The sequence below is a fragment of the Rhodococcus sp. NPDC059969 genome, from assembly GCF_042738325.1.
Lineage (GTDB): Bacteria > Actinomycetota > Actinomycetes > Mycobacteriales > Mycobacteriaceae > Rhodococcus_F.
The window spans coordinates 188513-215043 of sequence record NZ_JBHWUF010000002.1 but is presented as its reverse complement, the minus strand read 5'-3'; the positions used below and the strand labels follow the sequence as shown (position 1 = coordinate 215043).

General features: G+C 62.8%; 28 protein-coding genes. 12 read left to right on the top strand and 16 right to left on the bottom strand.

The window, feature by feature from the left end:
• Positions 1-207 precede the first annotated feature (207 nt).
• On the bottom strand, positions 208-669 hold the full coding sequence (locus ACFWAD_RS09940) for an RNA polymerase subunit sigma (RefSeq protein ID WP_378532320.1): 462 nt from the start codon (positions 667-669) through the stop codon (positions 208-210).
• 63 nt (positions 670-732) lie between these two features.
• Positions 733-1299, bottom strand: a complete 567-nt coding sequence (locus tag ACFWAD_RS09935; protein ID WP_378543237.1) for a hypothetical protein — start codon at positions 1297-1299, stop codon at positions 733-735.
• Positions 1300-1553: 254 nt separating this feature from the next.
• On the opposite strand from ACFWAD_RS09935, the gene ACFWAD_RS09930 reads away from it, so the two are divergent.
• From ACFWAD_RS09930 to ACFWAD_RS09915, 4 genes are read left to right on the top strand one after another with little or no spacing between them, the layout of a single operon-like run.
• On the top strand, positions 1554-2210 hold the full coding sequence (locus ACFWAD_RS09930; protein WP_378543235.1) for a hypothetical protein: 657 nt from the start codon (positions 1554-1556) through the stop codon (positions 2208-2210).
• Positions 2203-2766, top strand: a complete 564-nt coding sequence (locus ACFWAD_RS09925; RefSeq protein WP_378543233.1) for a hypothetical protein — start codon at positions 2203-2205, stop codon at positions 2764-2766. Before ACFWAD_RS09930 ends, ACFWAD_RS09925 begins: the two co-directional genes overlap by 8 nt.
• A gap of 12 nt (positions 2767-2778) precedes the next feature.
• On the top strand, positions 2779-3456 hold the full coding sequence (locus tag ACFWAD_RS09920; RefSeq protein ID WP_378543231.1) for a response regulator: 678 nt from the start codon (positions 2779-2781) through the stop codon (positions 3454-3456).
• Positions 3453-4730, top strand: coding sequence for a sensor histidine kinase (locus tag ACFWAD_RS09915; RefSeq protein WP_378543229.1), 1278 nt, complete (start codon positions 3453-3455; stop codon positions 4728-4730). Before ACFWAD_RS09920 ends, ACFWAD_RS09915 begins: the two co-directional genes overlap by 4 nt.
• 64 nt (positions 4731-4794) lie before the next feature.
• On the opposite strand, the gene ACFWAD_RS09910 is transcribed toward ACFWAD_RS09915, so the two are convergent.
• The 3 genes from ACFWAD_RS09910 to ACFWAD_RS09900 form a co-directional block, all read right to left on the bottom strand.
• Positions 4795-6510: a glycerol-3-phosphate dehydrogenase/oxidase gene (locus tag ACFWAD_RS09910; protein ID WP_347874482.1), complete on the bottom strand. Its 1716-nt coding sequence runs from the start codon at positions 6508-6510 to the stop codon at positions 4795-4797.
• Between the two features lie 48 nt (positions 6511-6558).
• Positions 6559-8067, bottom strand: a complete 1509-nt coding sequence (gene glpK / locus ACFWAD_RS09905; protein WP_230814506.1) for a glycerol kinase GlpK — start codon at positions 8065-8067, stop codon at positions 6559-6561.
• Between the two features lie 64 nt (positions 8068-8131).
• Positions 8132-8959 carry an MIP/aquaporin family protein gene (locus ACFWAD_RS09900; protein WP_378532309.1) on the bottom strand — a complete coding sequence of 276 codons (828 nt, stop codon included), beginning with the start codon at positions 8957-8959 and terminating at the stop codon, positions 8132-8134.
• Between the two features lie 239 nt (positions 8960-9198).
• Here ACFWAD_RS09900 and ACFWAD_RS09895 point away from each other — a divergent pair, with 239 nt between their 5' ends.
• Positions 9199-10182 (top strand): sugar-binding domain-containing protein, encoded by a 984-nt coding sequence (locus ACFWAD_RS09895; RefSeq protein WP_317828753.1) that lies wholly within the window; start codon positions 9199-9201, stop codon positions 10180-10182.
• Here the strand turns inward: ACFWAD_RS09895 and ACFWAD_RS09890 are convergent.
• A complete protein-coding gene (locus ACFWAD_RS09890; protein WP_378543841.1) occupies positions 10117-10920 on the bottom strand; it encodes a TetR/AcrR family transcriptional regulator in 804 nt (267 codons plus the stop codon). The genes ACFWAD_RS09895 and ACFWAD_RS09890 overlap by 66 nt on opposite strands.
• A gap of 92 nt (positions 10921-11012) precedes the next feature.
• On the opposite strand from ACFWAD_RS09890, the gene ACFWAD_RS09885 reads away from it, so the two are divergent.
• Positions 11013-11966: an ATP-binding cassette domain-containing protein gene (locus ACFWAD_RS09885; RefSeq protein WP_378543227.1), complete on the top strand. Its 954-nt coding sequence runs from the start codon at positions 11013-11015 to the stop codon at positions 11964-11966.
• Entirely contained in the window at positions 11963-12724 is a 762-nt protein-coding gene (locus ACFWAD_RS09880) for an ABC transporter permease (RefSeq protein WP_378543225.1), read from the top strand. Before ACFWAD_RS09885 ends, ACFWAD_RS09880 begins: the two co-directional genes overlap by 4 nt.
• Positions 12725-12816: 92 nt before the next feature.
• Here the strand turns inward: ACFWAD_RS09880 and ACFWAD_RS09875 are convergent, their stop codons facing one another.
• The 5 genes from ACFWAD_RS09875 to pdxH form a co-directional block, all read right to left on the bottom strand.
• Complete coding sequence (locus ACFWAD_RS09875) at positions 12817-13179, bottom strand: FKBP-type peptidyl-prolyl cis-trans isomerase (protein WP_003940440.1); 363 nt, start codon at positions 13177-13179, stop codon at positions 12817-12819.
• Between the two features lie 70 nt (positions 13180-13249).
• Positions 13250-14548 (bottom strand): citrate synthase, encoded by a 1299-nt coding sequence (locus tag ACFWAD_RS09870; protein ID WP_003940509.1) that lies wholly within the window; start codon positions 14546-14548, stop codon positions 13250-13252.
• 358 nt (positions 14549-14906) lie between these two features.
• Positions 14907-15854 carry an aldose 1-epimerase family protein gene (locus tag ACFWAD_RS09865; protein WP_378532302.1) on the bottom strand — a complete coding sequence of 316 codons (948 nt, stop codon included), beginning with the start codon at positions 15852-15854 and terminating at the stop codon, positions 14907-14909.
• Between the two features lie 41 nt (positions 15855-15895).
• Positions 15896-17161 carry an MFS transporter gene (locus ACFWAD_RS09860; protein WP_378532300.1) on the bottom strand — a complete coding sequence of 422 codons (1266 nt, stop codon included), beginning with the start codon at positions 17159-17161 and terminating at the stop codon, positions 15896-15898.
• Entirely contained in the window at positions 17158-17871 is a 714-nt protein-coding gene (pdxH, locus tag ACFWAD_RS09855; protein ID WP_378532298.1) for a pyridoxamine 5'-phosphate oxidase, read from the bottom strand. Before pdxH ends, ACFWAD_RS09860 begins: the two co-directional genes overlap by 4 nt.
• Before the next feature lie 245 nt (positions 17872-18116).
• Between pdxH and ACFWAD_RS09850 the strand changes: the two genes are divergently transcribed.
• The 4 genes from ACFWAD_RS09850 to ACFWAD_RS09835 all read left to right on the top strand — a co-directional run bounded on the left by ACFWAD_RS09850 (position 18117) and on the right by ACFWAD_RS09835 (position 22362).
• Entirely contained in the window at positions 18117-19244 is a 1128-nt protein-coding gene (locus ACFWAD_RS09850) for a citrate synthase 2 (RefSeq protein ID WP_230814514.1), read from the top strand.
• 62 nt (positions 19245-19306) lie between these two features.
• Complete coding sequence (serC, locus tag ACFWAD_RS09845) at positions 19307-20428, top strand: phosphoserine transaminase (protein ID WP_007733484.1); 1122 nt, start codon at positions 19307-19309, stop codon at positions 20426-20428.
• A 199-nt stretch (positions 20429-20627) separates the two neighbouring features.
• Positions 20628-21524, top strand: coding sequence for a septation protein SepH (gene sepH / locus ACFWAD_RS09840; protein WP_378543223.1), 897 nt, complete (start codon positions 20628-20630; stop codon positions 21522-21524).
• A 52-nt stretch (positions 21525-21576) separates the two neighbouring features.
• Positions 21577-22362, top strand: coding sequence for a DUF6928 family protein (locus ACFWAD_RS09835; protein WP_378543221.1), 786 nt, complete (start codon positions 21577-21579; stop codon positions 22360-22362).
• Positions 22363-22382: 20 nt separating this feature from the next.
• On the opposite strand, the gene ACFWAD_RS09830 is transcribed toward ACFWAD_RS09835, so the two are convergent.
• From ACFWAD_RS09830 to ACFWAD_RS09820, 3 genes are read right to left on the bottom strand one after another with little or no spacing between them, the layout of a single operon-like run.
• Positions 22383-22643, bottom strand: coding sequence for a DUF2537 domain-containing protein (locus ACFWAD_RS09830; protein ID WP_378532292.1), 261 nt, complete (start codon positions 22641-22643; stop codon positions 22383-22385).
• Positions 22640-23446 (bottom strand): TrmH family RNA methyltransferase, encoded by an 807-nt coding sequence (locus ACFWAD_RS09825; protein ID WP_378532289.1) that lies wholly within the window; start codon positions 23444-23446, stop codon positions 22640-22642. Before ACFWAD_RS09825 ends, ACFWAD_RS09830 begins: the two co-directional genes overlap by 4 nt.
• A gap of 48 nt (positions 23447-23494) precedes the next feature.
• The gene (locus ACFWAD_RS09820) at positions 23495-24082 is read right to left on the bottom strand and encodes a TetR/AcrR family transcriptional regulator (RefSeq protein WP_378543219.1); all 588 of its coding nucleotides are present in this window, start codon (positions 24080-24082) and stop codon (positions 23495-23497) included.
• Between the two features lie 73 nt (positions 24083-24155).
• Here ACFWAD_RS09820 and ACFWAD_RS09815 point away from each other — a divergent pair, with 73 nt between their 5' ends.
• Positions 24156-24704 (top strand): hypothetical protein, encoded by a 549-nt coding sequence (locus ACFWAD_RS09815; protein ID WP_378543217.1) that lies wholly within the window; start codon positions 24156-24158, stop codon positions 24702-24704.
• On the opposite strand, the gene ACFWAD_RS09810 is transcribed toward ACFWAD_RS09815, so the two are convergent.
• Together ACFWAD_RS09810 and ACFWAD_RS09805 are read right to left on the bottom strand one after the other, a co-directional pair.
• Positions 24688-25995 (bottom strand): MFS transporter, encoded by a 1308-nt coding sequence (locus ACFWAD_RS09810; RefSeq protein WP_378543838.1) that lies wholly within the window; start codon positions 25993-25995, stop codon positions 24688-24690. The two genes, ACFWAD_RS09815 and ACFWAD_RS09810, sit on opposite strands and share 17 nt — an antisense overlap.
• 81 nt (positions 25996-26076) lie before the next feature.
• Complete coding sequence (locus tag ACFWAD_RS09805) at positions 26077-26508, bottom strand: MarR family winged helix-turn-helix transcriptional regulator (protein WP_003939901.1); 432 nt, start codon at positions 26506-26508, stop codon at positions 26077-26079.
• Positions 26509-26531 lie beyond the last annotated feature (23 nt).

Here is a 26531-nt window from a genome sequence, read left to right as displayed (position 1 = left end):
TCCCGGCCCAGTCCTGAATGAGGCTTGGCCCCGGTCTTTTTCGATCCTGGCGTTGTCGGCTTCTGCGCCGTCCGTTGAACCACCGTCACACTCCTCGTTCTCGATCACTCGTGCCATGCAGTGTCGTGTAGATCACGGGCGAAGAGAAAGTTGCGTACGGTTGCCGGGAGTTGCGAAGGGTTGCAGCTGTTGACTTTCGAGCGTTGATTAGGCGCCGCTCAGGCTGCCGCGTCTGATCTTGGACAGCGCGCGGTGTTGGACGAGTTCGACGGCGCTCGTTGTTGTTCTCAGTGACAGCGCCGTCTCGCGCACGTCGAAACCGACAACGATGCGAGCTACCAAAACGTTGCGTTCGACGGCCGACAGATCGCCGAAAGGCAGAGTGAGTCGACTCGATGCTGGTAGCGAATCGATTTCGCGACTGATCGCGTCGTACAGATGCGCGAGGAACGCTTCTCCGGCGCGTCTTCGTCGCCGGATGTCGGACAGGACGGATCGGCAGATACCGACGGCAATACGATCAGCGTCGAGCGGTCGCAGTTCGGCACGACAGCGCCGCGTCACCAGAGGCACGATGCGTTGAAGGAGTTCTGCAATCGCGTCACGATCCCCTCGGCACGCATCGTCGGCAACACTGTCGATCGAACGTCCACCTGCCCTGCTTGTCATTGCGATCTCCCCCTGGTTCGGCCCTTGGTCGAATTCCCGACTACTGCTCAGGTTTTGAACTTGTCAGGGGCGTATCGGCTCGGGGCAGATCCCGGTTTGTTCCCCGATGATGTTGATCTCGGCGTTGGAACGAGGGTCAGCGCCGTAGTTGATCTGGTCGGTGCACTTCTCCGAGGGCTCGACGGCATCGGGTGGGAGCGGCGCCGGACACGAACCCATCCGCTCTCCGATGCTGTTGATCTCCGCATTCGAACGAGGATCACCCGCATAGTTGATCTGATCGGTGCACCTGGTCGACTCGGTAGACGGACCAGGGCCCGCAGGGGCAACCGCGCTGGTCGAGACCGGGGTCCAGGCCGGCGCTGCATCGCCCGCCGGGGCTCCGGGAGTGGATGTGTCCGCACCGCCGCCCACCGAGTTCGAGCTTTCGACTGTCTCCGACGTGGTCGCTGGGGTCGGCGGCGGCGCGGTCGTCGACGCCGCGACCACCGACGTAGTCGTCGATTCGAGTCCTGGCGCGCTGGTGTCGTCAATCGAACACCCGGCCATCGCGCACACCACTCCGATCGTCAGTACGGCAAGCAGCACTCGCGGACGCCGAGTCTTGTTGGTCAGCAATACTTCAGGCATTTGCTCTCACACTCCTCGATACGCGGATCAGCTCGTTCCGCCCAAGCGGTGAACACCGACGTGACTCACTCTAGAAGCCCGATTCCATCGGTTTCGTAACAGAATTCCGGCGGTCGCGTACCAACTCTCGACGGTCCCGACATTCATACGATTACGTAACGGTGGGTGGTGAAACGCCGATATCGAGATCACGTGTGATCCTATGAAAAGTGCGCATGCCGATGAGACAGTTCGCACCGGCCGGGGAGGGGAAAGTGTTGTATCGGAATGAGATCTGCGAGGGCCGAACAGGCCGCACTCGCAGGCTGTTCGGTACGGCACTCGCGACAGCGGCCCTCGGAGCGTCCGTGATCACCGGATGCGGGTCCACCCAGGGTGTTGTGATCGAAGGCGATGTCGCTTCCACCGGATTGTCCGTCACACAGCCCGCCGACCTGGCCAGACGGGTTGCCGAGAATTCGAGGTTGGGGCGGGCGCTTCTCGACGACCCCGGGGTGTCGGAGGGTGTGAAGACCGAACTCCGATCGTGCCCGGACTGGTATCCGATCTCTGTCGGATCCATCCTTCTCGATCCAGGCGCACCTCGTATCGTGCCGGAGACCGAACTGATCGTCATGAACGTGTATCCGTGCCAACCGGCCCACCAACCCGGGACCGGAGTATCGATTTCGGTCAACCTCGCCGGCTACGTCTACCGCAGCGGCAAGGCCGGTTCGAGTGAAGACAATCCCGAACTAGGTGAGCGCCTGTTCTCCGTCGAAGAGCGAGGAAAGTTCATCGTCAGCGGTCAACGCGCCGCGAGTTTGTCTGTCCTGGAGACGGATCCGCGGCCACCGGAGTTCGAATGTTGCCCCCGTCCACCGCTTCGGACCGAGTTCCACTGGGATGGAACGGAGTTCATCCGTGATTGATCGCCGTCGTCGCGCGCTGCTCGCCGAGCTCTGCCTGCCGGTCGCGTTTGCTCTCGCCTCCTGTTCCACCGAGCCTGAATCAGAACCCACTCCGAATATCGCAGCATCACTCGACCCCTCGGATCTCTCACAGGGCTTGAGCATCGATCCTGTTGCCCTCCTCAGAGCAGACCCGGAAGTGTCCGATGCGGTCAAGGACAGTCTCCGGTTGTGCGGTGATGCGAACTTCCCCTTCGAAATCCGCTACTCCCACGTGACGGACGCCGTTTGGCAAGATGCCGTCGTCAATGTCTTCACCTGCGAGTCTGTCGGCATCTGGGGACGACCGGCCCCACCGGTCAGCTTCATGGTCGCCGGATTCGTCTACCAGATCGACGAATCGGGCGCTCACAAAGTCTTCGGAGTGCAAGACCCAGGACGCTACGTCGTCGGCTCAACCGGAGGATTGTCGGTCATGGTCGACCTGTGCAAAGACCCCGGCATTCCGGAGTTCTGTCAATCGTCGACTGCATACAAGTGGACCGGTGAAGGGTTTGAGAGTGTTCCGTTCCCATGAAAGCGAAGGCCGATGACCGATCCGTTGATTTTGCTGGTCGAAGACGACGCTGTCATCCGCGAAGCAACGCAATTGAATCTCGAACGCAACGGGTTTCGGGTGATCACCGCACCAGGTGGGTTGACCGGAATGGATTTGGCGATCGACGCCAAGCCCGATATCGCCGTCCTCGACGTGATGCTTCCCGACCTGAACGGAATCAGCCTGTGCCGACGCATTCGTGAGGAACTGTCGGTGCCGGTCATCATGCTGTCCGCGCGCGACGACCCGGTCGACATAGTTCTCGGATTGGAAGCCGGTGCCGACGACTACGTCACCAAGCCCTTCGACAGCGGTGTCCTGGTGGCCCGTATCCGAAGTGTGCTCCGGCGGGTCGAATCCCATTCCGGTACGGAGAAAGACATCGTGACTCTCGGCGATCTGGAGATCGATCGCGAGTTGGTGACCGTCACGCGTTCGGGCGCCGAAGTGGCACTCACCCCCACTGAAATGAAGCTGCTCCTGGTCATGGTGAGTGTGCCGCGGAAAGTCTGGTCTCGCTCCGAACTGCTCTCGGACGTCTGGGATTACGACTGGGGCGGCGATACGCGCATCGTCGACGTTCACGTTCAGCGATTGCGCACGAAGATCGGCTCCGAACAGATCCGAACCGTCCGGGGGTTCGGCTACACGATGGACAACCATCGGTGAGATCGCGGGATCTCGCCGCCAAGCTCCCGTCCACCGGGAGGCGGTTGTCGTTTCAGTGGAAGATCGCGGCGGCCATCACGTTCGTGATTGCCGTCGCCTCGATCACGCTCAGTACCGTGATGCATCAAACCTTTTCACACAACCAGGAGGATGCAGCGCGGGCTGCAGCTGATCGCAATCTCCAACTGGTGCTGCAGGACGAAACAGGCAGCATGCGTGCATTGTTCCGCGCCACCACGGATGGCCTGGACGTTCCGGAAGAGTTACGCGAGGCCGTCGCCGGCGGCAAACGCGCCACCTACCTCGTCGACAGTGGCGACCAACCATTCGTCTGGGCAGCTGCCGACGTGAACACTCAGGTGGTGGCGATTCGCGTCCCGTACACCGCGCAGCAGGAATCGATCGCCAGCGTCGATCGGACACTGCGCAGTGCCACCGTCGCTGTGATCGCAGCGGGTGCCGTCCTGGGTGTGATGCTTGGGCTCGCGATGTCGTATCGTTTGCGCTCGGCCGCCCGTGCGGCACGCAAAGTGTCTACCGGAGCGGACATCCGCGTCCGCTCGGTCACCTGGTCGCTTTTCGACGACGAGATCACCGAGTTGGCGGATGCGGTCGACGCAATGTCGGATGCGCTGCGGGGACAATTGGACGCCGAGAAGCGTGTGACAGCCAACATCGCGCACGATCTCCGGACGCCCATCTCCGGACTGGTCGGCGCCGCGGAGCTTCTGCCGCCAGGTAGGCCTACCGAATTGGTGCGCGACGGCGTACATAAACTCAGGAGACTCGCCGAGGACGTCATCGAAGTGGCCCGCCTCGACACCACGTCCGAGCAGGCTGACATCCAATCGGTGGAACTGGCACCGGTGGTTCACCACGCGATTTCCACCACCGGGGTGGAGTGCGAAGTGAGAGTTCACGGCGCCCCCGCGTCGTACACCGATGCACGCAGACTCGAACGGATCATCGCCAACCTGATCTTGAATGCTCGCAATCACGGAAAGTCGCCGATCGATGTCGACGTCGACCACTCCCGCATCACGGTGCGGGATCGGGGCAGCGGGTTCACTGAAGAGTGGCTTCGTCAGGGGCCGAAGAGATTTCAGACTGATTGCGTCGAACGCGGCCCGAACTCGGGCCTGGGTCTCGGCTTGACGATCGTAGTGGGGCAAGCGGCGGTCATCGGCGCTCGAATCGACTTCGCGAACCATCCGAACGGGGGCGCGGTGGTGACGGTCGACCTCCCCGAATGCTCGTCGGACGAGTTCGATTGACACCGGTGCAGTTCGGTCGATCGGCCGGGACACAGTGCCCCGGCCGATCATTGGTGCTTCAGGCTCAAACCTGTCCGACAGTAACTCCGGTGCGAACGTCCGGTGCACCGAGGCGCGCCGCATCAGCCGTCAGGTCATCGGGCTGCTCCTGAGATTCCCGCTCGGCTGCAACGCGCAACCGGTAGTGCTCGATCTCCTCGGCAATGTGCTCGGGAGTCCAACCGAGCACCGGTGCAACCAGTTCCGCCACTTCGGCAGCTGCCGCATCGCCGCGATCGGTAACCTCGATGGAGATGCGAGTACGACGGGTCAGGATGTCGTCGAGATGCTGCGCACCCTCGTGGCTCGCAGCGTAATGGATCTCTGCCTTCAGGTACTCGGGAGCGGAGTCCAACGGTTGCCCCAGTTCCGGCCGCGCCTCGACGAGTTCGAACAACTCGTCGGCCAGAGTGCCGTACCGACCCAGTAGGTGCTCGATGGTCGAAACGTGGAGTCCCGTGCGCTCAGCGGTGAGATGCCGATTGTTGTGCGCGGCGAAGTAGCCGTCGGCACCCACCAGTTGGATACGCTCGGTGCAGGACTTCGGCACCTTCTGTTCCAATCCGTGCACCGCGGAATCGACAGCGTCCTTGGCCATCACGCGGTAAGTGGTGTACTTGCCACCGGCGACCACCGTCAAACCTCGGACCGGACTCGACACCGCGTGCTCACGCGAGAGAGTGCTGGTCGAATCCGATTCGCCGAACAGCAACGGACGCAACCCCGCGTACACACCGACGACGTCCTCGTGCGTCAACTCGTCCTGAAGGAGCTTGTTGACATGTCCGAGGATGTAGTCGATATCGCTTCGGCTGGCTGCCGGATGCGCGAGGTCGAGGTTCCAATCGGTGTCCGTCGTACCGATGATCCAGTGGCTTCCCCACGGGATCACGAACAGCAGGCTCTTCTCGGTCCGCGTGATGATCCCGGTCGAGGAGTTGATCCGGTTGCGCGGGACAACCAGATGCACGCCCTTGGAGGCACGAACCTGGAATTGTCCTCGCCCACCGACCATTTCCTGAATCTCGTCGGTCCACACGCCGGCCGCGTTGATGACCTGGCGAGCACGGATCTCGAAGGCGCGACCCGTTTCCAGATCCACCGCCTTCACACCGACCACGCGGTCCTCCTCACGGAGAAAACCGACGACGCGAGTGCTGTTGACGCACAGAGCGCCGTACTCGGCCGCCGTGCGCGCCAGCATCATCGTGTGGCGGGCATCATCTACCTGACCCTCGTAGAACTTGACCGAACCCCGGATAGCAGAACGCTTTCCGGAAGGGAACGATTCGAGAGTCTTCTTCTTGCCCACATGCTTGTGGTGTGAAGGAACCCCGCGGCCTGCGCCCATCACGTCGTAGACGCCGATGCCCAGACCGACGTACGGCCGGTCGATCAGCTTCTCGAGCGGGTAGATGAACGGCACCGGCTTCGCGAGATGCGGGCACAGCGAGTTCAGTACCAGCGACCGCTCACGCAGCGCCTCGAACACGAGCGCAAAATTGAACTGCTCGAGGTAGCGCAGTCCGCCGTGGAACAACTTGCTGGACCGACTCGAGGTTCCGGACGCGAAGTCGCGAGCCTCCACCAAGCCCACCTTCAGACCGCGGGTTGCGGCGTCGAGCGCGCTACCTGCACCGACCACGCCACCGCCGATGACCAGGACGTCGAGTTCGGTTTCTTCCAACTTCTTCAGCGACTCCGCCCGCGAGGACGGACTCAATGCTTGTGCTGTGCTCATGAAAACTGTTCCTTCACTTGAAAATAGGTAGAAATGCGGGCGCCGCGATCAGTCTGCGTCGACCCAGTCGAGTGTCCGAGTGACGGCCTTCTGCCAGCCTGCGTACAGCCGGTCACGCTCCGCCGAATCCATCGACGGCGTCCAGCTCTTGTCCTTCGCCCAGTTGCTGCGAATGTCGTCCTCGCTCTCCCAGTACCCGACCGCGAGACCAGCGGCGTATGCGGCGCCCAAAGCCGTGGTCTCTGCCACGACCGGGCGGATCACCTCGACGTCGAGCAGATCGGCCTGGAATTGCATGAGGAGTTCGTTCGCGACCATTCCGCCGTCGACCTTGAGCACCTTCAAGTCGACACCCGAGTCGAGGTTCATCGCCTCGATCACCTCACGGCTCTGGTACGCAGTCGCTTCGAGCACCGCCCGGGCAAGGTGCCCCTTGTTCACGAACCGGGTCAGACCGACGATCGCGCCGCGTGCATCCGCGCGCCAATGCGGTGCAAACAGACCCGAGAACGCGGGCACGAAGTACGCGCCGCCGTTGTCCTCCACAGAGCGAGCGTTCACCTCGATGTCGGCCGCATTGTCGATCATGCCGAGGTTGTCCCGAAGCCACTGCACCAGCGAACCCGTCACGGCGATCGATCCTTCCAGCGCATAGACAGTGGGCTGCTCGCCGATCTTGTAACAGACCGTCGTCAGCAATCCGTTCTTGCTCATCACCTTTTCGGTGCCGGTGTTGAGGAGCACGAAGTTTCCGGTTCCGTAGGTGTTCTTCGCTTCTCCAGGCGAGAGGCAGGCCTGGCCGAAGGTCGCAGCCTGCTGATCACCGAGGATTCCGGCGATCGGCACGCCCGACAGGGTGCCACGTTCACGGACGAATCCGAAGACCTCGGACGAGCTGCGGATCTCGGGAAGCATGGACTCCGGAATTCCCATGTCGGCACAGATCGCCGAATCCCAAGCGAGAGTGTCGAGATCCATCAGCAGGGTGCGCGAGGCGTTGGTCGGATCGGTGGCGTGCACTCCGCCTTGGACGCCGCCGGTCATGTTCCACAACACCCAGGTGTCCATCGTGCCGAAGCACAACTCGCCGGCTTCGGCCTTGTCGCGAGCGCCCTCGACGTTGTCGAGAATCCACTTGACCTTGGGGCCCGAGAAGTACGTTGCCAACGGCAGTCCGGTGACCTCGGTGTACTTCTTGGGGCCGTCTTCGCCCGCGAGCGCCGTGCAGATCCGATCAGTGCGTGTGTCCTGCCAGACGATCGCGTTGTAGACGGGCTTTCCGGTTGCTCGTTCCCAGACCACTGCCGTCTCACGCTGATTGGTGATTCCGACGGATGCGATGTCGGCTGCGGTCAAGTCTGCATTGGCGAGGGCGCCCGCCGTGACGTTGCGGACGTTGTCCCAGATCTCGATCGGATCGTGCTCGACCCAACCCGCCTGCGGGAAGATCTGCGAGTGCTCATGCTGCTCGACGGCAACCACGTGTCCACTGTGATCGAAGATCATGCAACGAGTGGAGGTGGTTCCCTGGTCTATCGCGGCTACGAACTGCGCCATCGTGCTACCCCTTTGGTGTCGAAGAAAGTGCGAAAGATTTACTGTCAGAGATGATGATTCGCCATCAGGCAGGTATCGTGGCCGGCTCCTCGGCCGCCTTCTCCACCGACTCGTCAGGCAGGAATCGTCCAACCAGCTTGTCGTAGAGGAACACACCGATCGGAGCGCCGATCAGCGGTCCAACGATGGGCACCCAAAAGTACAAACTTCCGTACTGATCCCGCCAGGCACTGCCGTAACCGGTGAGGTACGACGCCAGACGCGGGCCGAAGTCACGGGCCGGATTGATGGCGTAACCCGCGTTGGTCGCCCAGGCGAATCCGATTCCCACGACGATCAATCCGACGACGAAGGGCGCGAGATTCGCAAGCGGCGGAGTGCCGCGGGAATCCGTCACGGCAACGATGAGAAACAGCAGAATGGCTGTACCGATGATCTGATCGATCAGCGCCGAGCCGAGACTGACCGGAAGCGTTCCGTTTCCGGGCATCGTCGAGAAGATCGTCTGAGTGGCCGTTGTGTGTCCGGGATCGATGGCGTTGAGCATGTCGTTGTAATTCCATCGGACGATCAACGCCGCGACAAAAGCTCCCGCAGTCTGCGCCAGCGTGTAAGGCAGCACCTTGCGCCAGGAGAAGTCCCGGAAGATCGCGAAGGCGAACGTGACCGCGGGGTTCAGATGAGCACCCGTCGCCCGGCCTGCGACATAGATTCCGAACATCACGCCGAGTCCCCAGGCCCACGCAATGCTGTCGTGTCCACCGAGACCCCCTTCGCTCCCGCCGGACACCACCTGCGCCACCACCCCGACGCCGAACAAGATCAAGATCATCGTTCCTGCAAACTCGGCTGCCAACTCGCCTGGAAGCCCCAATCGCTTGGCTTTCTCCATCCCCACCCTCACTTCGTTGTGATGCATGTCATAGTTTGGTCTGCTGCACTCGTAGCGTAAGACCCTTTGCACATTCACGCATAGCTCGTGCACATATGTGCAAGTTGCCCATTTACGCACCGTAACGTGGGTAACAGACACACTTCAGGGACTTTGCGTGATCGAACGCTTCAGCCTGGTCCTACTCGGATAAGATTCGGTTCAGTGCTCTTGCACGTACGTGCAGACAGGACGAAACCATGGAAACTCCCACTTCCGACTCTCCAACCTCCGACCCGGCGGACCCGCGTATCGCCGACGCTGTTCAGGCCGCTCGCCTCTACTACTTCCAAGATCAGACGATGGCTGCCATCGGGCGCGACATGGGAGTCTCCAGATCCACCGTCTCCAGGCTGATCACCTACGCACGCACTTCGGGACTCGTCGAGATCAAGATCAGCACGCCGCACGGCCAGGCGCCTCGCATCGAACGCGAGTTCTCGGAACGGTACGGAGTACGCGCACACGTCGTGACCGTGCCGGAACTGGTGGGGGATCTCGAGAGACTGGAGAAGGTCGCCACTTTCGCGGGGCGACTGCTGGCCTCGTTCTTCGACAGCGACATGGTGATGGGAATCGCCTGGGGAACCACTCTCAGTGAAGTCAGCAAGCACCTCGCCCCCAAACGCACGTACAACTCCTATGTCGTGCAACTCAACGGTGCTGCCAATACCCGCACCACGGGAATCTCCTACGCCAGCGACATCATCAGAACCATCGCTGACGCCTACGGCGCTCTGCCACAAGGATTTCCGGTACCTGCATTCTTCGACTACCCGGAAACCCGGGAACAGTTGTGGCGCGAACGCAGCATCAAGCGAGTGCTGGACATGCAGAAACGAATGGACCTGGCAGTCTTCAGCATCGGTGTCCCGGGTGGGAACGTGCCCAGTCACGTCTACACCGCCGGATACCTCGAACCCGATGAAGCAGAAGCACTTCGACGCGACGGAGTGGTCGGGGACATCGCAACCGTGTTCTTCCGGTCCGACGGGAGCTATCGCGGCATAGAACTCAACGAGCGCGCGAGTGGACCGCGGCTCGACCTTTTCGAGAAGGTCGCCAGACGCGTGTGCATCGTCGCCGGAACAGCAAAACTGCCCGCCCTGGAGGGAGCACTACGGGGCGGGCTGATCACCGACCTGATCATCGACGACGTCAGTGCCACCGCACTGGTGTCCTGACCGCTGCACCAACTTCTCGATTCCGTCGAGCAGAAGGCCAAGCGAGAAACTGAAATCGAAAGCATCATCGCCGGCTGCCTCGCCCTCCGGACTGCCGTCCTCGAAGCCTCCCTCCTCGATTGCAGCACTGAGGTAGGGAAAGTCCTCGCGGTTGATGACTCGCGCGATGAGGGCGCCGTAAGCCACGTCGTCGTCAGCCGACTGCGCCGACCGCGAAGCCAGGTCAGCCGAGAAGCGGGCACGGCCGATCACGAACAACGACACGTTGGTCACCACCTGGAACTTCGATGCGGCACTCAGAGCGACGCCGTCGAGTGCGCTCAGCCCCGCGTCGAGCCACGCCATGTTGTTCGGTCCGGTCGGCGGAGCGGTGATGGGCAGCTTGAGCCACCAGGGCCGACTCAGCATCGTGGCGTACTCCTGGTTCGCCCACGCCTCGAGCTTGACGCGCCAGGTCACGTCGTCGGGAATTATCGGCGGCGGCCCGATCACTCGATCCGAAATCAGTTCGATCAGTTCGTCTTTGCTTGCCACGTAGCGATAGAGCGACATCGTCGTGAACCCGAGCGCTTTGGCCACCCGGCCCATCGACAGTGCCGTGACACCTTCGGCGTCGGCCAACTCGATCGCGGTGTCGAGGATGTGCTCGAGACTGAGCCCCTTCTTGGGACCCCGCGTTCCGGGCTGATCCAGTCCCCAGGCCAGTTCGACCGCCCTCGGTAGCGCGCCGCCATCCATACAGCTCCCACTCTTCGCTCTTGCCATCATCCTAGAACTGTGTACGCTATAAACACGAGTTTATGCCATACACAGTTACCTCGGAGGTTTCGATGCCAGGAACGATCCCCCCAATCTCGGTCCGCGGACTCCGCAAGCGCTACGGCGATCAACAGGTTCTGGACGGACTCGATCTGTCGGTACCAGCCGGATCGGTGTACGCCCTCCTCGGCGCGAACGGCGCCGGAAAGACCACAGCGGTAAGAATTCTCACCACCCTCATTCCTTTCGACGCCGGCGAGGTCACCGTGGCGGGCCACTCACTCCCTGACGATCCCCAGAACGTTCGCCGACGCATCAGCGTCACCGGGCAATATGCTGCCGTCGACACTCTGTTGACCGGTTCCGAGAACCTGACTCTCCTGGGCGAGCTGAATCACCTGGGCCGGAAGAACTCTCGAAAACGTGCCGACGAACTGCTCGACCAGTTCGACCTGACGGACTTCGGCGAGAAACGAGCGGGCGACTACTCGGGCGGCATGCTCAGGCGACTCGACATCGCGATGAGCCTGGTCACGAAGCCGGACGTCGTCTTCCTCGACGAACCCACCACCGGCTTGGACCCGAGAAGCCGCCACGAAATGTGGTCGATAGTTCGTGGCCTCACAGCGTCGGGTGTCACGATCTTCCTCACCACCCAATACCTCGACGAGGCAGACGAATTGGCCGATACCGTCGGCGTGCTCAGTGGCGGCCGTCTGGTCGCCGAGGGAACACCGGACGAACTCAAGCGTCTTGTTCCTGGCGGCCACGTCGCACTGCAATTCGAGAACCTGGCCCAACTCGATCTCGCCGCGGCGTCACTGCCGCAGGCACACTCGAATACCGAGACATTGACCCTGCACGTCCCCTCCGACGGAGCCGTTCCGTCGATCAAAGCCATCCTCGACTCTATCGACGACCCGTCGATCACCGTCGAGAAGTTCTCCGTTCACATCCCGGATCTGGACGACGTGTTCTTCGCGCTCACCGGAGCCGGCCAACCCGAGATTGCGAGCGTTCGATGACGTCCACCATTGCAGTCGATTCCGCGGTGATGCTTCGCCGGAATCTCAAACACGTTCTGCGTAGCCCTGATTCGATGATCACCGCGATAGCGCTGCCGGTCATGCTCATGCTGCTATTCGTCTACGTCTTCGGTGGTGCCATCAACACCGGTACCGAGTACATCGACTACGTCGTGCCCGGAATCATCCTTCTGTGCGCCGGTTTCGGCGCCTCCACCACCGCCGTCAGCGTCTCGGGCGACATGAAGGACGGGATCATCGACCGTTTCCGGACGCTCGCGATCTCACCGTCATCGGTCCTGACCGGGCATGTGCTCGCCAGCGTCGTCCGCAATATTCTGACGACGGCGATCGTGGTTCTCGTCGCGCTGATCATGGGTTTTCGTCCGACCAGTGATCCGCTACGGTGGCTCGGCGTCGCCGCGGTGATCGTCGCCTTCGTGTTCGCGATGTCGTACCTGTCGACGGCACTGGGGCTCCTGGCCCGGAACCCCGAGGCGGCAAGTGGTTTCACCTTCGCCATCATGTTCCTGCCCTACGTCAGCACTGCTTTCGTACCGGCTGAGACCATGCCGTCCTGGCTGCAGGGGTTTGCCCGGCACCAACCGGTGACTCCCATCATCGAGACGGTGCGTGGACTCTTGATGGGCACCCCGATCGGAAACAGCGCCGTCATCGCGCTCGCCTGGTGCCTAGGCATCGCCGCCGTGGGATTTGTATGGTCGAACTGGCTCTACCGGCGAAAGACAGCACGCTGACCACACAGGAAAGCCCCACACCTGACAGTGCGGGGCCCTCGTGCTGTGCGCCTTTATTAACCGCGGGGGGGTTAATAAAGGCGCACAGTAAATTACTTGGCGTCCAGCAGATCGATCACGAAGACCAAGGTCTTGCCGGAAAGCTGATGCCCTGCACCGGCGGGGCCGTATGCCAGCTCCGGCGGAATGGTGAGCTGACGGCGTCCGCCGACCTTCATGCCCGGGATGCCGTCCTGCCAGCCCTTGATCAGGCCACGAAGCGGGAACTGAATGGACTCGCCACGGCTCCAGGAAGAGTCGAACTCTTCGCCGGATTCGAACTCGACACCGACGTAGTGAACGTCGACGGTGCCACCGGGAACGGCTTCGGCGCCTTCTCCGACAACCAGGTCCTTGATGACCAGATCGGTCGGCGCGGGGCCTTCCTGGAACTCGATTACGGGCTTGCTACTCATGGGTCCTCCTCGTTGAGGCGAAATATTGGGTACAGAAGACTAGCGGGTGGTGATATCGCTAGGTCACGCGTCAGCGGGACGTGATGTCTCTGTAGTCACGCTCGGTGTAGCCGGTGTAGATCTGGCGCGGGCGGCCGATCTTCGTAGCCGGATCCTCGTGCATTTCACGCCAGTGCGCAATCCAACCGGGCAGACGGCCCATGGCGAACAGCACCGTGAACATACGCGGCGGGAAGCCCATCGCGCGGTAGATGAGGCCGGTGTAGAAGTCGACGTTCGGGTAAAGCTTGCGCTCGATGAAGTAGTCGTCCGTGAGGGCGGCTTCTTCGAGTTGCATTGCGATGTTGAGCAGTTCGTCGTCGCCGCCGAGCTTGGCGAGGATGGTGTGCGCAGTTTCGCGGACCAGCGCAGCGCGCGGATCGTAGTTGCGGTAGACGCGGTGCCCGAAGCCCATGAGCTTCACGCCGTCTTCCTTGTTCTTGACCTTGCGGACGAACTCGGCTGCGGTGCTGCCGCTGGCCTTGATCTCGTCGAGCATCTCGAGCACTGCCTGGTTCGCGCCACCGTGCAGCGGGCCCCACAGTGCGTTGATGCCGGCGGAGACGGAGGTGAACAGGTTGGCGTCCGACGAGCCGACCATACGCACGGTCGACGTGGAGCAGTTCTGCTCGTGGTCGGCGTGCAGGATCAGCAGCATGTCGAGTGCCTTGGCGACCTCGGGATCACCCTGGTACGGCTCGGCCGGGAAGCCGAACGTCATGCGCATGAAGTTCTCGACCAGGTTCAACGAGTTGTCCGGGTACAGGAACGGCTGTCCGACGGACTTCTTGTACGCGTACGCAGCGATGGTCGGCAGCTTCGCGAGAAGACGGATGGTGGACAGTTCCACCTGCTCCGGATCCTCGGGATCGAGCGAATCCTGGTAGTACGCCGACAGTGCGTTCACTGCGGACGAGAGAACCGGCATCGGGTGAGCGTTGCGCGGGAAACCGTCGAAGAACCGCTTGAGGTCCTCGTGGAGCAGGGTGTGTCGACGAATGCGGTCCGTGAAGGACTCGAGCTGGGCGTCGGTCGGCAGTTCGCCGTAGATCAGCAGGTAGCTGACCTCGATGAACGTCGACTTACCTGCCAACTGCTCGATGGGATATCCGCGGTAACGCAGGATTCCCTTCTCGCCGTCGATATAGGTGATTGCAGAACTGGTGGATGCAGTGTTCACAAAACCGGGGTCAAGGGTGGTGTACCCCGTTGTGGCCAGCAGCTTTCCCAGCTCGATGCCGTCATTGCCCTCGGTTGCCCTGGCAATGGACATCGTGTACTCACCACCGGGGTAAGTAAGCGTGGGCTTTGTGTCATTGTCAGCGGGCACGAAGGATCCCTCTCAAGCTCGAACCAACGAGTAACTACATGCGATCAACTAGAAACTAGTCGCACGGGAGAGATCGTGCCGAAGGAGGGTCGCCCCACGGCTATTTTTCGGGTACTCACGAACCCGACATACCCACCGAAACTGAAACACGTTCCAGGCGGGATTTTCCCACCCGCGTGACCGGTACTCCTGTCTACGGAATCGCGCGCTTACCCGCATTGATCTGCAAGTCTCGACAGCAGCACGAGACGTGGACGAATGATCGACCTTCTGAACCACTGACACGGCGTACCGAAAATCGATTGTTATCGGCCGATACCCAGACTGCGTTACACGATCCCACGGTATGAGAGCCGGATCACAGAGCCTTGATGCCCCAGCTACCAGTCCACGTCTGACCCGGTTGAAGCACCAGGAGATCGATGCCCGAGTTGAATGCATCGGGTGGGCAGGTCATCGGCTCCAACGCCAATGCTCGTCCACGGTCGGGATATCCCTTGTCATTGGCGGGATCTGCGATGAATGCCTGAATCCAGGGGAACTCGCGGTTGGTCCACAACGCTGTGCCCGTTCCATCCGGAGCCAGCAGCTCGTGCTGAGTGCGACCACTGCCGTCGACGACGTCCAACGCGCTGTACGGGGTGTCCAACTGAACCCCGGCGAGCAGTCTCGGCGTCCGGAAGTCGTAGTCCGTACCGGCGACTGCCTGCGAATACGCGTTCGGCAGCATCCTCGCCGGATCGATCGGCAGTCGCGTGCCTGCCGCCAGATGCAGAGCACATTCGTCGAGCGGAAAGTCGCCGGCGCGGATGAAGGTGTGCATTCCGAGCCCGAACGGCGACGAGGTCGCACCCTTGTTCGTGGCCGTGTGAGTGACGGTCAATCCGTCAACACCGACCTCGTAGGCGACCGTCAGCTGCAACGGATACGGCCAACCCTTGTGCAGTCCCACGTCGACCGACAGTTCGACGCGCTCGTAGGTGTGGTCGACGAGGCTCCAATTCCGACGCCTGACAAACCCGTGGCTTGCGTTCCCCAGCGCCGGTTCGGTGATCTCGAGTTGATGCTCGATTCCGTCGAACATGAAGTGCCCGTCCCGAATCCGGTTGGGCCACGGCGCGAGAACCAATCCGGCAGAGAGCGGTGGCTTCGATCCGAGGGCCCAGGTTTCGGTCAGCGCGCGCTGACCGTTGGGCCCCTCGTGATCGAGAAGCCGCAGTCCGGCACCGGCCGCCGCGATCTCGGCCCGATAGCCGCCACCACGGATCTCGAACCCTCCCCTACCCGTGCTGTGCGGCGCAGTCATACGTACCAGTTTCCACCACGAGCGACCGGTTAACCAGGACGTCAGACGGCGCGTCCCACCTTGTAGCGAACGAACGCCGGGAATGCGAGGGCAGAAAGGACAACACCGACAATCACCAGGAAGCCGCCTCCCGCTGCCGCAACACCGGTTCCGAACAGGAAGGCCGCGCCGCCGTGCAGTACGTCACCGATACGCGGACCGCCTGCCACGACCACGATGAAAACGCCCTGCAATCTTCCGCGCATGTCGTCGGTTGCCACTTGCTGGAGCATCGTGCTGCGGAATGCGGCCGAGACCATGTCGACGGCGCCGCCGAACGCCAGGAACGCCACCGCGACCCAGAGCAGAATCACGCTGGAACCGGGACTCGCGAAGTACACGGCAACGCCGAAGCCGACCATGGACAGCCCCCACAGCACGATGCAGACCATCACGGCGCGCCCCTGGTACTGCACCCGCGGCAACCAACCCGAGAAGACTCCGCCCAGAACGGCTCCCACCGACATCGCCGCGAACAGCAGTCCGAGCGCAAAACCACCGCTGGCAGGGTCACCGAAGGATTCGTGTGCGATCTCCGGGAACAGTGCTCGCGACATCCCGAACACCATCGCGATGATGTCCACCACGAACGACGCGAGCAGAACCTTCTGCGTCGCCAGATACGTGAAGCCGCCAAGCACCTCGCTCAATCCGGCCCGCCGAGAGGTTCCGGTCGGCGGAATCGCCGGGAGCTTCCACACTGCCCACAACGTGGCGAGCAGAAAGATCGAGTCGACCAGGTAGAGCAGCTGCAGACCTGCCTTCGGAATGAGAACGCCGGCCAGCAGCGGGCCGGCTATTGCACCGAACTGCACGACGGTCATGTTCAGCGAGTTCGCGGCAGGCAACTGTCGGCCCGGAATCAGCCGAGGGATGATCGCCGCTCGAGTCGGCTGGTTGACGGCAAAGAACGCCTGTTGAACCGAGAACAAGCCGAGCACCAACCACACGTTGTTCACGTTCAGCGCGGCTTGGATCCAGAACAGAACCGACGTGACGCCGAGTCCGATCGAGGTGATCATCAACAGTCGTCGTCGATCCATGACGTCGGCGAGGGCGCCGCCCCACAGACCGAAAACGATCAGCGGTACCAGGCCGAAGATTCCCGTCAGACCGACATAGGCCGAGCTCAAGGTGATCTGATACACCTGCTGCGGCACGGCGACCACACTGAGCTGAGCGCCGATAACGGTGACGATGCCGGCCGTCCACAGTCGTCGGTAGTCGCGATTCTCGAGCGGAGTCGTATCCGCAAGTAACCGGCTCACGGCTGGAGTCGGACGGCGGACCACTGTCCGTCGACCAGGCTCGTGCGAACTCGATTGTGCATGCGGTTCGCGCGCCCTTGCCAGAACTCGACAGACTCCGGCCGGATCAGAATCCCACCCCAGTTCGGTGGCACCGGAATCTCTCCGTCCACGCCGAATCGGGCCGCGACCTCACGCAGTTGCTCGTCGAGATCGGCACGCGAGCCGATCGCACGAGACTGCGACGACGCCCACGCACCGAGCTGCGATCCACGAGGCCTGGTCCGCCAATACTCCTGCGTCAGTTCAGCACTCACCCGCTCGGTGGCGCCGCGAACGATCACCTGCCTGGCAAGGGTCAGCCACGTGAAGTTGGCCGACGCGTACGGATGGGCGTCGAGTTGACGAGCCTTGTCGGATCCGTAGTTGGTGAAGAAGAGCACGCCGTCTTCACTGAGGCCTTTGCAGAGCACGGTGCGCGAGGCCGGGTGTCCACTGTCGTCGACCGTCGACAGAGTCATGGCATTCGGTTCCGGCGCGTCCGCTTCGACGGCGTCCACGAGCCATTGACGCATGAGGGGCAGCCAACCGGTCTCGACGACCGAGGTATCCAATTCCGCACTCATGCGGTCCTCGACGGACTCCGATTCGCTGCCTGCTTGCGGATAGCCCACACGCATGGCCGCGAGTTCGTTGTCCACCGCCTGCGGGTCCTGACGTTCATTCGACACAGCCGAGAACGCTACTCCCGGGTACTCACTGGCCAACGGCTACGCGGCACGCGCTAAAGTTTGCCGTGGCTAGACCCGACCCGGACCGCGAGCCGCACCAGCGACAGCAACCGAATCGGGACGAGAAGATTGCGCAGTACTAAACACGGTGCGTGCTCATCCCTGCGAGCACCGAGGCGCAGTCACTGAAGCTGAGGCAGTGCGACTGTAGACCTGGCGCACTCGAACGAGGAGAGTCCACGAGAATGGCAGCGAGCGCAGCAATACCGGACGATTTTGTGAGCGGACTCGAAGGCGTCGTCGCCTTCACCAGCGATATCGCAGAACCCGACAAAGACGGCGGCGCACTGCGCTACCGCGGAGTCGACATCGAAGACCTGGTCGGCCAGAGGGTCACCTTCGGCAACGTATGGGCCCTTCTCGTCGACGGCCGCTTCGGCCCCGGCCTCCCGCCGGCCGAGCCGTTCCCCCTCCCCATTCACACCGGCGACGTCCGTGTCGACGTCCAGGCCGGACTGGCGATGCTGGCTCCCATCTGGGGCTACCAGCCACTCCTCGACATCGATGACGAGACCGCCCGCGACCAGCTCGCCCGCGCGTCCGTCATGGCACTGTCCTACGTCGCGCAGTCCGCTCGCGGCATCTACCAGCCCGCAGTCCCGCAGAGCCGCATCGACGAGGCCAAGACGGTCACCGAGCGCTTCATGGTGCGCTGGAAGGGCGAGCCCGATCCGGCACACGTCGAGGCAATCGACGCGTACTGGGTCTCGGCAGCCGAGCACGGCATGAACGCCTCCACCTTCACGGCCCGCGTCATCGCCTCCACCGGCGCCGACGTCGCGGCCTCGCTCTCCGGCGCCATCGGCGCGATGTCCGGCCCGCTGCACGGCGGCGCTCCGGCCCGCGTTCTTCCGATGATCGAAGAGACCGAGAAGACCGGCGACGCCCGCGCACTGGTCAAGGGAATCCTCGACCGCAAGGAAAAGCTCATGGGCTTCGGACACCGCGTCTACCGCGCCGAAGATCCCCGTGCACGCGTGCTCCGCGCTACGGCGAAGCGTCTCAACGCTCCCCGCTACGAGGCTGCCGCAGCTCTCGAGCAGGCAGCACTGACGGAACTGCGTGAGCGTCGTCCCGATCGCGCGATCGAGACCAACGTCGAGTTCTGGGCTGCAGTCATCCTCGACTTCGCCGAGGTTCCCGCGCACATGATGCCCGCCATGTTCACCTGTGGCCGCACCGCCGGCTGGTGTGCACACATCCTCGAGCAGAAGCGTCTCGGTAAACTGGTACGCCCGGCCGCCATCTACACCGGCCCGGAGCCCCGCACGCCTGAGTCCGTCGAGGGCTGGGACCAGATCAGCCACGCGTGACACCCGCTCGAATTCACCAATCACGGTAGTACAGAACACAAGTGAAGGAACAGAAAGAAGCGATGACCTCCACACCGATCATCCCCGCCGACCTCAAGCCCGCCGACGGACGCTTCGGCTGCGGTCCTTCCAAGGTTCGCCCCGAGCAGCTGCAGTCCCTGGTCGAGGTGGGCGCTTCGGTGTTCGGCACCAGCCATCGCCAGAAGCCGGTCAAGAACGTTGTCGCCAGCATTCGTTCCGGCCTCGCCGATCTGTTCTCACTGCCCGAGGGCTACGAGGTCGTCCTCGGTAACGGTGGAACCACTGCGTTCTGGGATGCGGCTGCATTCGGCCTCATCCGCGAGAAGTCGCTGCACCTGACCAACGGCGAATTCAGCTCCAAGTTCGCTTCGGTCGCCAAGGCCAACCCGTTCATCGGTGACCCGATCGTCGTTTCCGCCGATCCGGGCAGCGCACCGGTGCCGGTCTCGGACCCGTCCGTCGATCTCATCGGCTGGGCGCACAACGAGACCTCCACCGGTGTGTCGATCCCCGTCTCGCGTCCCGCGGGTTCGGAGAACGCCCTGATCGCCATCGACGCCACCTCGGGCGCCGGTGGACTCCCGGTCAACGTCGCCGATTCCGACGTCTACTACTTCGCTCCGCAGAAGTGCTTCGCTGCAGACGGCGGACTGTGGATCGCGCTGATGAGCCCGGCCGCCCTCGAACGCGTCGCGGAGATCAAGGATTCGGGACGCTGGACGCCCGACTTCCTCTCGCTGCCCATCGCCGTGGACAACAGCTCCAAGGATCAGACGTACAACACCCCGGCCCTGGCCACCCTGTTGCTCTTCGCCAACCAGATCGAGTGGATGAACAGCAACGGCGGCCTCGACTGGACCACCGCTCGCACCGCGGATTCGTCCTCGCGCCTGTACAACTGGGCCGAGGCCAGCGAGTTCGCAACGCCGTTCGTCGCTGATCCGGCACACCGCTCGCAGGTTGTCGGCACCATCGACTTCAACGACGACGTCGACGCAGCAGAAGTTGCAAAGATCCTGCGCGCCAACGGAATTGTCGACACCGAGCCGTACCGCAAGCTCGGACGCAACCAGTTGCGTGTCGGCATGTTCCCGGCCATCGACCCCGATGACGTCACCGCTCTCACCAAGAGCATCGACTGGGTCGTTTCTCAGCTCGGCTGATTTTCACACTGCTTCACCGCTCGGCCCTCGACATCGTGTCGGGGGCCGAGCGTCGTTTGCGCAAGACCCTGTGAGCTACCACACCGGTAGGTGAATCAGAGGCCATCTCGCCCTGCGTGTCCTGCCGAGCCCATGGTCACGAATGAATTACAGTTGAGCGCGGCGCAAAGTCGCGAGCCGGCGCGATAAGGAGGTCAATGTGCGAGAGCTTCGAGTGATCGGACTTGAACCCGATGGATCGCATGTGGTGTGCGCAGATGCTGAAACCGGCCAGAAATTCCGGCTTCCCGCCGATGACAAACTTCGTGCAGCTTCCCGCGGAGACGTGGCTCGACTCGGCCAGATTGAGATCGAAATGGAAAGCCAACTCCGTCCCCGCGAAATCCAGGCCCGCATCCGTTCCGGTGCTTCCGTAGAACAGGTCGCCGAAGAAGCGAAGATTCCCATCAGCAAGGTCGAGCGCTTTGCGTATCCCGTTCTGCTCGAGCGCTCTCGCGCCGCAGAAATGGCGCAGGGCGGTCACCCGGTTCGCGACAACGGTCCGACGGTTCCCACACTCTCCGAAATCGTGACTCACGCATTCCGTGCTCGTGGCCACAGCATCGACGAGGCCACCTGGGATGCCTGGCGCGACGAGGACAATCAGTGGGTTGCGCAGTTGCAGTGGCAGGCCGGCCGCACCACCAACGCCGCGCACTGGCGTTACCAGCCCGATGCACACGGCGGAACGATCGTTGCGCTCGACGACGCAGCATTCGACTTGATCGATCCTGACTTCGGTCGCCCTCTCCGCGGGCTGGTACCGGTGGCCTCGAACGAGCCGGAACAGCTCGAACTGTCCCGATTCGACGTCGAACCGGTGGCGGAAATCGAGCCGACGGTGGTTCCCGAACGGACTGTGGTTCCCGAACGGATCGTGGCGCCCGAGCCGATTGCCGAACCGGAAACCGTCGTCGCCGAAGAGGTTCCCGAACCTGCGCCGGATGTGACGCCGAAAACCGCGCCGCAACAGACGCAGACAAAGGACAAGCGCGGAAGGCCTGCTCTGCCCTCGTGGGATGACGTTCTTCTCGGGGTCCGCAGCAGCGGTCGCTGACCCGAAGGAAAGTATTCTTCTTTCGAGCGAGGCTGAGGAGAGAGGGCTGCCGGTGGCTGCACGGGTATCGACAATCTGGTTTCTGGGCGGCGCAGACGCTCGCACCGAATTGAGCAAGTACCCGCAGCCGGATCAGACAGAGGCGCTGAAAATCGCCATGTCGTTGTATCCGGACAAGGAGTTCGAATCCCTCGGGCCCCAGCCGCTGTCGATGGCCGCGACGGTGAGCCCCGGCTACGTCTTCATCGGCGCGTACAACCGGGTGAGCGTCGTATGCAGCGCCGAACTCAGCACCTTCGTCCCCTCGAAACTGCCTGAGTCCTGGCACCTTTCGGCCGAGGGTGGGTCGACGCTGCTGATCAGCTCCGTCCCCGAAACCGCGCAGGGCTCGTTTGCACTGTGGGAGGACGGCGAGCTACGACGCTCGTTCAGTGCCATCCCAATAGACATCGTCGAAAATGTGGGGATCCCGCAGACCTGGGAACGGGAATTCTGGGCCGGCGATCATCCTCTGCGCTATCCGCCCGGGATCCTGCCCGATCCGCAGTCATTGCCGTTCCACCCGCAACAGTTCGCGGAGTCCGCCAATCTCGAGTGGCTGGGATTCCGATACACCGGCGCTCCGCGAGAACACGAACTCGATACGACGCAGATTCTCCTGTGGGGCTTCAAGATTCACCGTCCCGGCGAGGCGCCTAAACCTGCGCCACCAGCTCCCGTGCCGGTACCCGAGCAGGCGCCGACCGAGGTGCCCGTGCCCGAGAACATGCCGCCGATCCGCGAAGCGCCGGCAGCCAAGCCGCGCAGCCGCCTCGCCCGCTACTTCGGATTCAAGTAGCGCGGTACGCCTTCACAGGTTCATGCGGCTATCGCTGCGATCCACCCGAGCGGAACGCCGACAACTGCGCCGAAGACCACCCATCGCCAGACAGGAATCGCTCGCCAGCGCCACACGGTCGGCGCAAGTCCGCCTACCGCAATGAGATTGACGACAATCGCCAGGAGCACGTTCACGTTGCCCAGTGCGACGCAGAACGCCGCGACGGCACTGGTCGAGAGCATCGCGGCGAATACCGACACCGCGATTCCGGTGAACCAGGGTGTGCGGTCCTGAGTCACCGGCCGGTCCTGACACGTTCGTAGAAGGCCATCGCCGCTGCGGTCGCGACGTTGAGCGAATCGGTGCCTGGTGCCATCGGTATCTTGGCGCGAATGTCGGTGGCGCGCATCGCATGTTCGGTCAGTCCTGGCCCCTCGGCGCCCAGCAGTAGCGCCACCTTCTCCCCGGTCATCGCTTCGGCCAAAGTGACCGCCTCCGGGTTCGGGGTCAAGGAGATGAGCTGAAAACCGTTGCCACGCAGCTCTTCCAAGTCGTACGGCCATTTCGCCACGTGCGCGAAGGGCACTCGCAGCACGTGCCCCATCGACACGCGGACCGAGCGCCGGTACAACGGGTCGGCACAACCCTTCCCGAACAGAACGGCGTCGACGCCGAGCCCCGCAGCGTTACGGAACATCGAGCCGAGGTTCTCGTGATCGTTGACACCTTCGAGGATCGCTACCGTCTTCGCATCCCTCAACACGTCCGAGACCGCGAGCGGTGCCGGACGTGATGCTGCAGCGAGGACGCCACGGTTCAGGTGGAATCCGACGACCTCGGCCATCACTTCGGCGCTCGTACGGTAGAACGGCACGTCCACACCGTCGAGATCGTCAGCCAACTCCACGAGCCGTCGTTCGACGCCGAGGAGACTGATCGGCTCGAACCGCGAGGTCAGCAGCCGCTGAGTGACGAACACTCCCTCGGCGATCACCAACCCCTTGCCCTCCGGCAGGTCGGGGCGTCGATCCGAGGAGTTGAGATCGCGAAAGTCATCCAGCCGGGAGTCGGCGGGATCTGAGATGTCGATGACGTGAACCACGGGTCTATCGTGCCGTACGCACCGCGAGCCCCCACCACTACTCCCGACCTAGCGCAACAGCGTGACAAAATGCGCGTCGAGCACCTCGCTGATCACCTCCGGATTGGTTCGCTCGGGATTGTCGACGCCGTGCGACGCGAGCCCGTCGGCGAGCGCATGCAATCTCATCGCCTCGATGTCGACCGAGGCACCCGGCCGTAGAAAACCCGCTCGATGCGCCGCTTCCACGAACGAACGAAAGTGCTCGAACAAGGTCCGGTCTGTCTCGTCACGCACCGCCGTCAACGCCGGATCGGTCTGGGCGGCAGCAGCAAAGGCCTCCCAGACCTGCATTTCTTCACGCCGATCTTCGTCGAGGGGCACGAACTGATCGGTGAACTGGCGGATCGCGCGGCGGATGTCGGGATCGAAGTCGATGCCGGCAATCCTCTTCTCCACCCGAACGGTCACGAGCGTCATCGCGAACAGCAAGAGTTCGGACTGCGTGGTGAAGAAGTGACGCAGCGAGCCCGTCGACATCTTCGCCTCGTCCGCGACGGCTCGGACGCTGGCGCTCGCGACACCGTCGCGTCGAATCACACGCCAGACAGCCTCGGCGATCTCTTCTCGTCGCTCGTCGGGACTGATTCGTTTCACCACTTCACAAACCTAACACAACTGTGCTAGTTTTCCTCCACTAATACAGTCGTACTAGAAATGAGCTGATTTCATGATCGTCCACCTGATCATCGCGTGCGAAATCATGTTCTGGGTGTTCATCGCCGTCGGTCTCGCCGCCCGCTATCTCCTGCGCCGCAAGACGCTGGGCGCCGCGCTGCTCATCTGCGCTCCCCTGGTCGACGTGGTCCTGCTCGTCGCCACGGCCCTCGATCTTCGCGGCGGTGGCGAGGCGAACTTCACCCACGGCCTTGCCGCGGCCTACATCGGCTTTTCCGTCGCGTTCGGACACAGCCTCATCTCCTGGGCCGACACCAGGTTCGCCTACCGATTCGCCGGCGGCCCAGCGCCCGTGGCACCGCCCAAGTACGGGAGTGCGCGGGCCCTGCGCGAATGGCGCGAGTTCGGCAAAGCCGCGATCGCCTGGGCCGTCGCGTGCGGGCTTCTCGCCGCCGCCATCTACCTCGTCGACGACCCCGCCCGTACGGGAGCCCTCGACGGATGGATCAGCAAGCTCACTGTGGTGCTGGGAATCTGGGGAGCAATCGCGTTGAGCTACACGGTATTTCCCAAGCGAGAGAAGGTCATGGCGCGCGGCTAGCCTCGACTGCCTGTTCGGTCGCATCGCACACGATCACCGGACGCAGGACGAACACCGGCAGCCTGCCACCGTCTTCCGGCCTCGCGAGCCGAAGCCTCAGTCCTTCGCTACGCAGCAGGTACACCCCGGCGGCAGTGCCCGAGACCAGCGAGATCACTCCGCCCACGATCAGGGGCGCGCGAGGATCCACGGAGTCGGCGAGCCAGCCCAGCAACGGGCTTCCCAGCGGTGTGCCACCGAGGAAACTGAGCATGTAGATGCCCATCACCCGCCCGCGCATCTCGGAGGGTACCGACATCTGCAGGATGTTCATCGCAGACGTCGTGAACGTCAATGTCAGTGCGCCCGTGGGAATCAGCATCAGTGCCACCAACGCGTAGGTGGGCATCAACCCGACCGCGACCTCGAACACACCGAAAGCCACGGCGGCACCGAGGAACGTACGCAGTCGCGGTGCTTCCTTCCGTCTCGCGGCATACGCAGCGCCCGCAAGGGTTCCCACGGCGAGCGTCGTGGACAGGAGTCCGTAGCCGTCGGCCTCGAGACCGAACGTGTTACGCGCCATCACCGCAAGGCTGATCGCGAAGTTCAGACCGAACGTCGAGACCATGAAGACGGACACCATGATCACCCGAAGGTCCTTGCGGCCCCACACATATCGGAACCCGTCGCGCACCTGGCCCTTGGTACGCGGAGCGGGTTCGGACGGGATCAACTCCTTCTTGTTCATGAGGTAGAGCGCGATGAGCACCCCTCCGAACGTCGCGACGTTGAGCAGGAACACCCACCCGGTACCGATCAGGTTGATCAGAACACCCGAGATGGCCGGGCCGACGATGCGGGCCGTGTTGAACGTCATGGAGTTGAGCGCGATGGCGTTGGACAGGTGCTCCTTGCCCACCATTTCGATAGTGAACGACTGACGCACCGGTGCGTCGAGCGCCGAGACACAACCGAGCGCAAAGGCAATCAGGAAGACGTGCCATAACGCGACCAGTCCGCCGACGTCCAACACACCCAGTACCAGCGCACAGGCCGCACTCGCCCACTGCGTGAAGATCAGGATCCGACGCTTGTCGTACCGATCGGCCAGCACACCGCCCCATACCGAGAGGAACAGCGTCGGGCCGAACTGCAAGGCCATGACGATGCCCACCGCCAACGCGTTGCCGTCCGAGAGCGTCAGTACCAGCCAGTCCTGGGCGATACGTTGCATCCACGTGCCGACCAGAGAAACGATCTGTCCGGAAGCCCAAAGGCGGTAGTTACGGTTGTGGAGCGCGGCAAACATGCCGGAATCGGGGTCTCGGGGCACCACACCATCTTGCCCCTCCAGTAATTCGTTTGGGCAACGACCTATGGCATGGCGGAGCTACTCCGTCTTGTTGACCATCTCCGTGATGATCTCGACAGCCCCGCGCAGCGTCGCGAGTTCTTCGCCACCCAACCCCGCCAACTGCTCGTTCATCCACGCTTCACGCGCGTGGGTCTCGTCCGCGAGCAACGCCTGCCCGGCGTCGGAGAGGTTGACGATGATCTGACGACCGTCCGTGGGATGCGGCGAACGCTCGACCAAACCGAGCTCGGCGAGAGAAGCAACAACCCGCGTCATCGACGGCGGCTGCACTTTCTCACGTGCTGCGAGTACGCCAGGAGTCATCGGGCCGTACTGATCCAGGCTCGCCAAAGCGGACAGTTGCGTCAGCGATACCTGAGCGTCGACTCTGCGGCCGCGCAGATGCCTGGTGAGACGCACTACAGCCAGGGAAAGATCGCTGGCCAGCGCACGAGTTTCGGTGGTCACGCGTCAGACAATACGTCAAGAGC

What these genes read in the sequence shown, in the direction of transcription:
- ACFWAD_RS09900 (WP_378532309.1), bottom strand. Translation starts at nt 8,959, where the DNA reads ATGGAGAAAGCCAAGCGATTGGGGCTTCCAGGCGAGTTGGCAGCCGAG.
- ACFWAD_RS09940 (WP_378532320.1), bottom strand. Translation starts at nt 669, where the DNA reads ATGACAAGCAGGGCAGGTGGACGTTCGATCGACAGTGTTGCCGACGAT.
- ACFWAD_RS09935 (WP_378543237.1), bottom strand. Translation starts at nt 1,299, where the DNA reads ATGCCTGAAGTATTGCTGACCAACAAGACTCGGCGTCCGCGAGTGCTG.
- ACFWAD_RS09865 (WP_378532302.1), bottom strand. Translation starts at nt 15,854, where the DNA reads ATGACTGCGCCGCACAGCACGGGTAGGGGAGGGTTCGAGATCCGTGGT.
- ACFWAD_RS09850 (WP_230814514.1), top strand. Translation starts at nt 18,117, where the DNA reads ATGGCAGCGAGCGCAGCAATACCGGACGATTTTGTGAGCGGACTCGAA.
- ACFWAD_RS09810 (WP_378543838.1), bottom strand. Translation starts at nt 25,995, where the DNA reads ATGTTTGCCGCGCTCCACAACCGTAACTACCGCCTTTGGGCTTCCGGA.
- ACFWAD_RS09890 (WP_378543841.1), bottom strand. Translation starts at nt 10,920, where the DNA reads ATGGATGGCGGCGCGCTACCGAGGGCGGTCGAACTGGCCTGGGGACTG.
- glpK (WP_230814506.1), bottom strand. Translation starts at nt 8,067, where the DNA reads ATGGCGCAGTTCGTAGCCGCGATAGACCAGGGAACCACCTCCACTCGT.
- ACFWAD_RS09895 (WP_317828753.1), top strand. Translation starts at nt 9,199, where the DNA reads ATGGAAACTCCCACTTCCGACTCTCCAACCTCCGACCCGGCGGACCCG.
- ACFWAD_RS09875 (WP_003940440.1), bottom strand. Translation starts at nt 13,179, where the DNA reads ATGAGTAGCAAGCCCGTAATCGAGTTCCAGGAAGGCCCCGCGCCGACC.
- ACFWAD_RS09815 (WP_378543217.1), top strand. Translation starts at nt 24,156, where the DNA reads ATGATCGTCCACCTGATCATCGCGTGCGAAATCATGTTCTGGGTGTTC.
- ACFWAD_RS09885 (WP_378543227.1), top strand. Translation starts at nt 11,013, where the DNA reads ATGCCAGGAACGATCCCCCCAATCTCGGTCCGCGGACTCCGCAAGCGC.
- serC (WP_007733484.1), top strand. Translation starts at nt 19,307, where the DNA reads ATGACCTCCACACCGATCATCCCCGCCGACCTCAAGCCCGCCGACGGA.
- ACFWAD_RS09880 (WP_378543225.1), top strand. Translation starts at nt 11,963, where the DNA reads ATGACGTCCACCATTGCAGTCGATTCCGCGGTGATGCTTCGCCGGAAT.
- ACFWAD_RS09920 (WP_378543231.1), top strand. Translation starts at nt 2,779, where the DNA reads ATGACCGATCCGTTGATTTTGCTGGTCGAAGACGACGCTGTCATCCGC.
- ACFWAD_RS09910 (WP_347874482.1), bottom strand. Translation starts at nt 6,510, where the DNA reads ATGAGCACAGCACAAGCATTGAGTCCGTCCTCGCGGGCGGAGTCGCTG.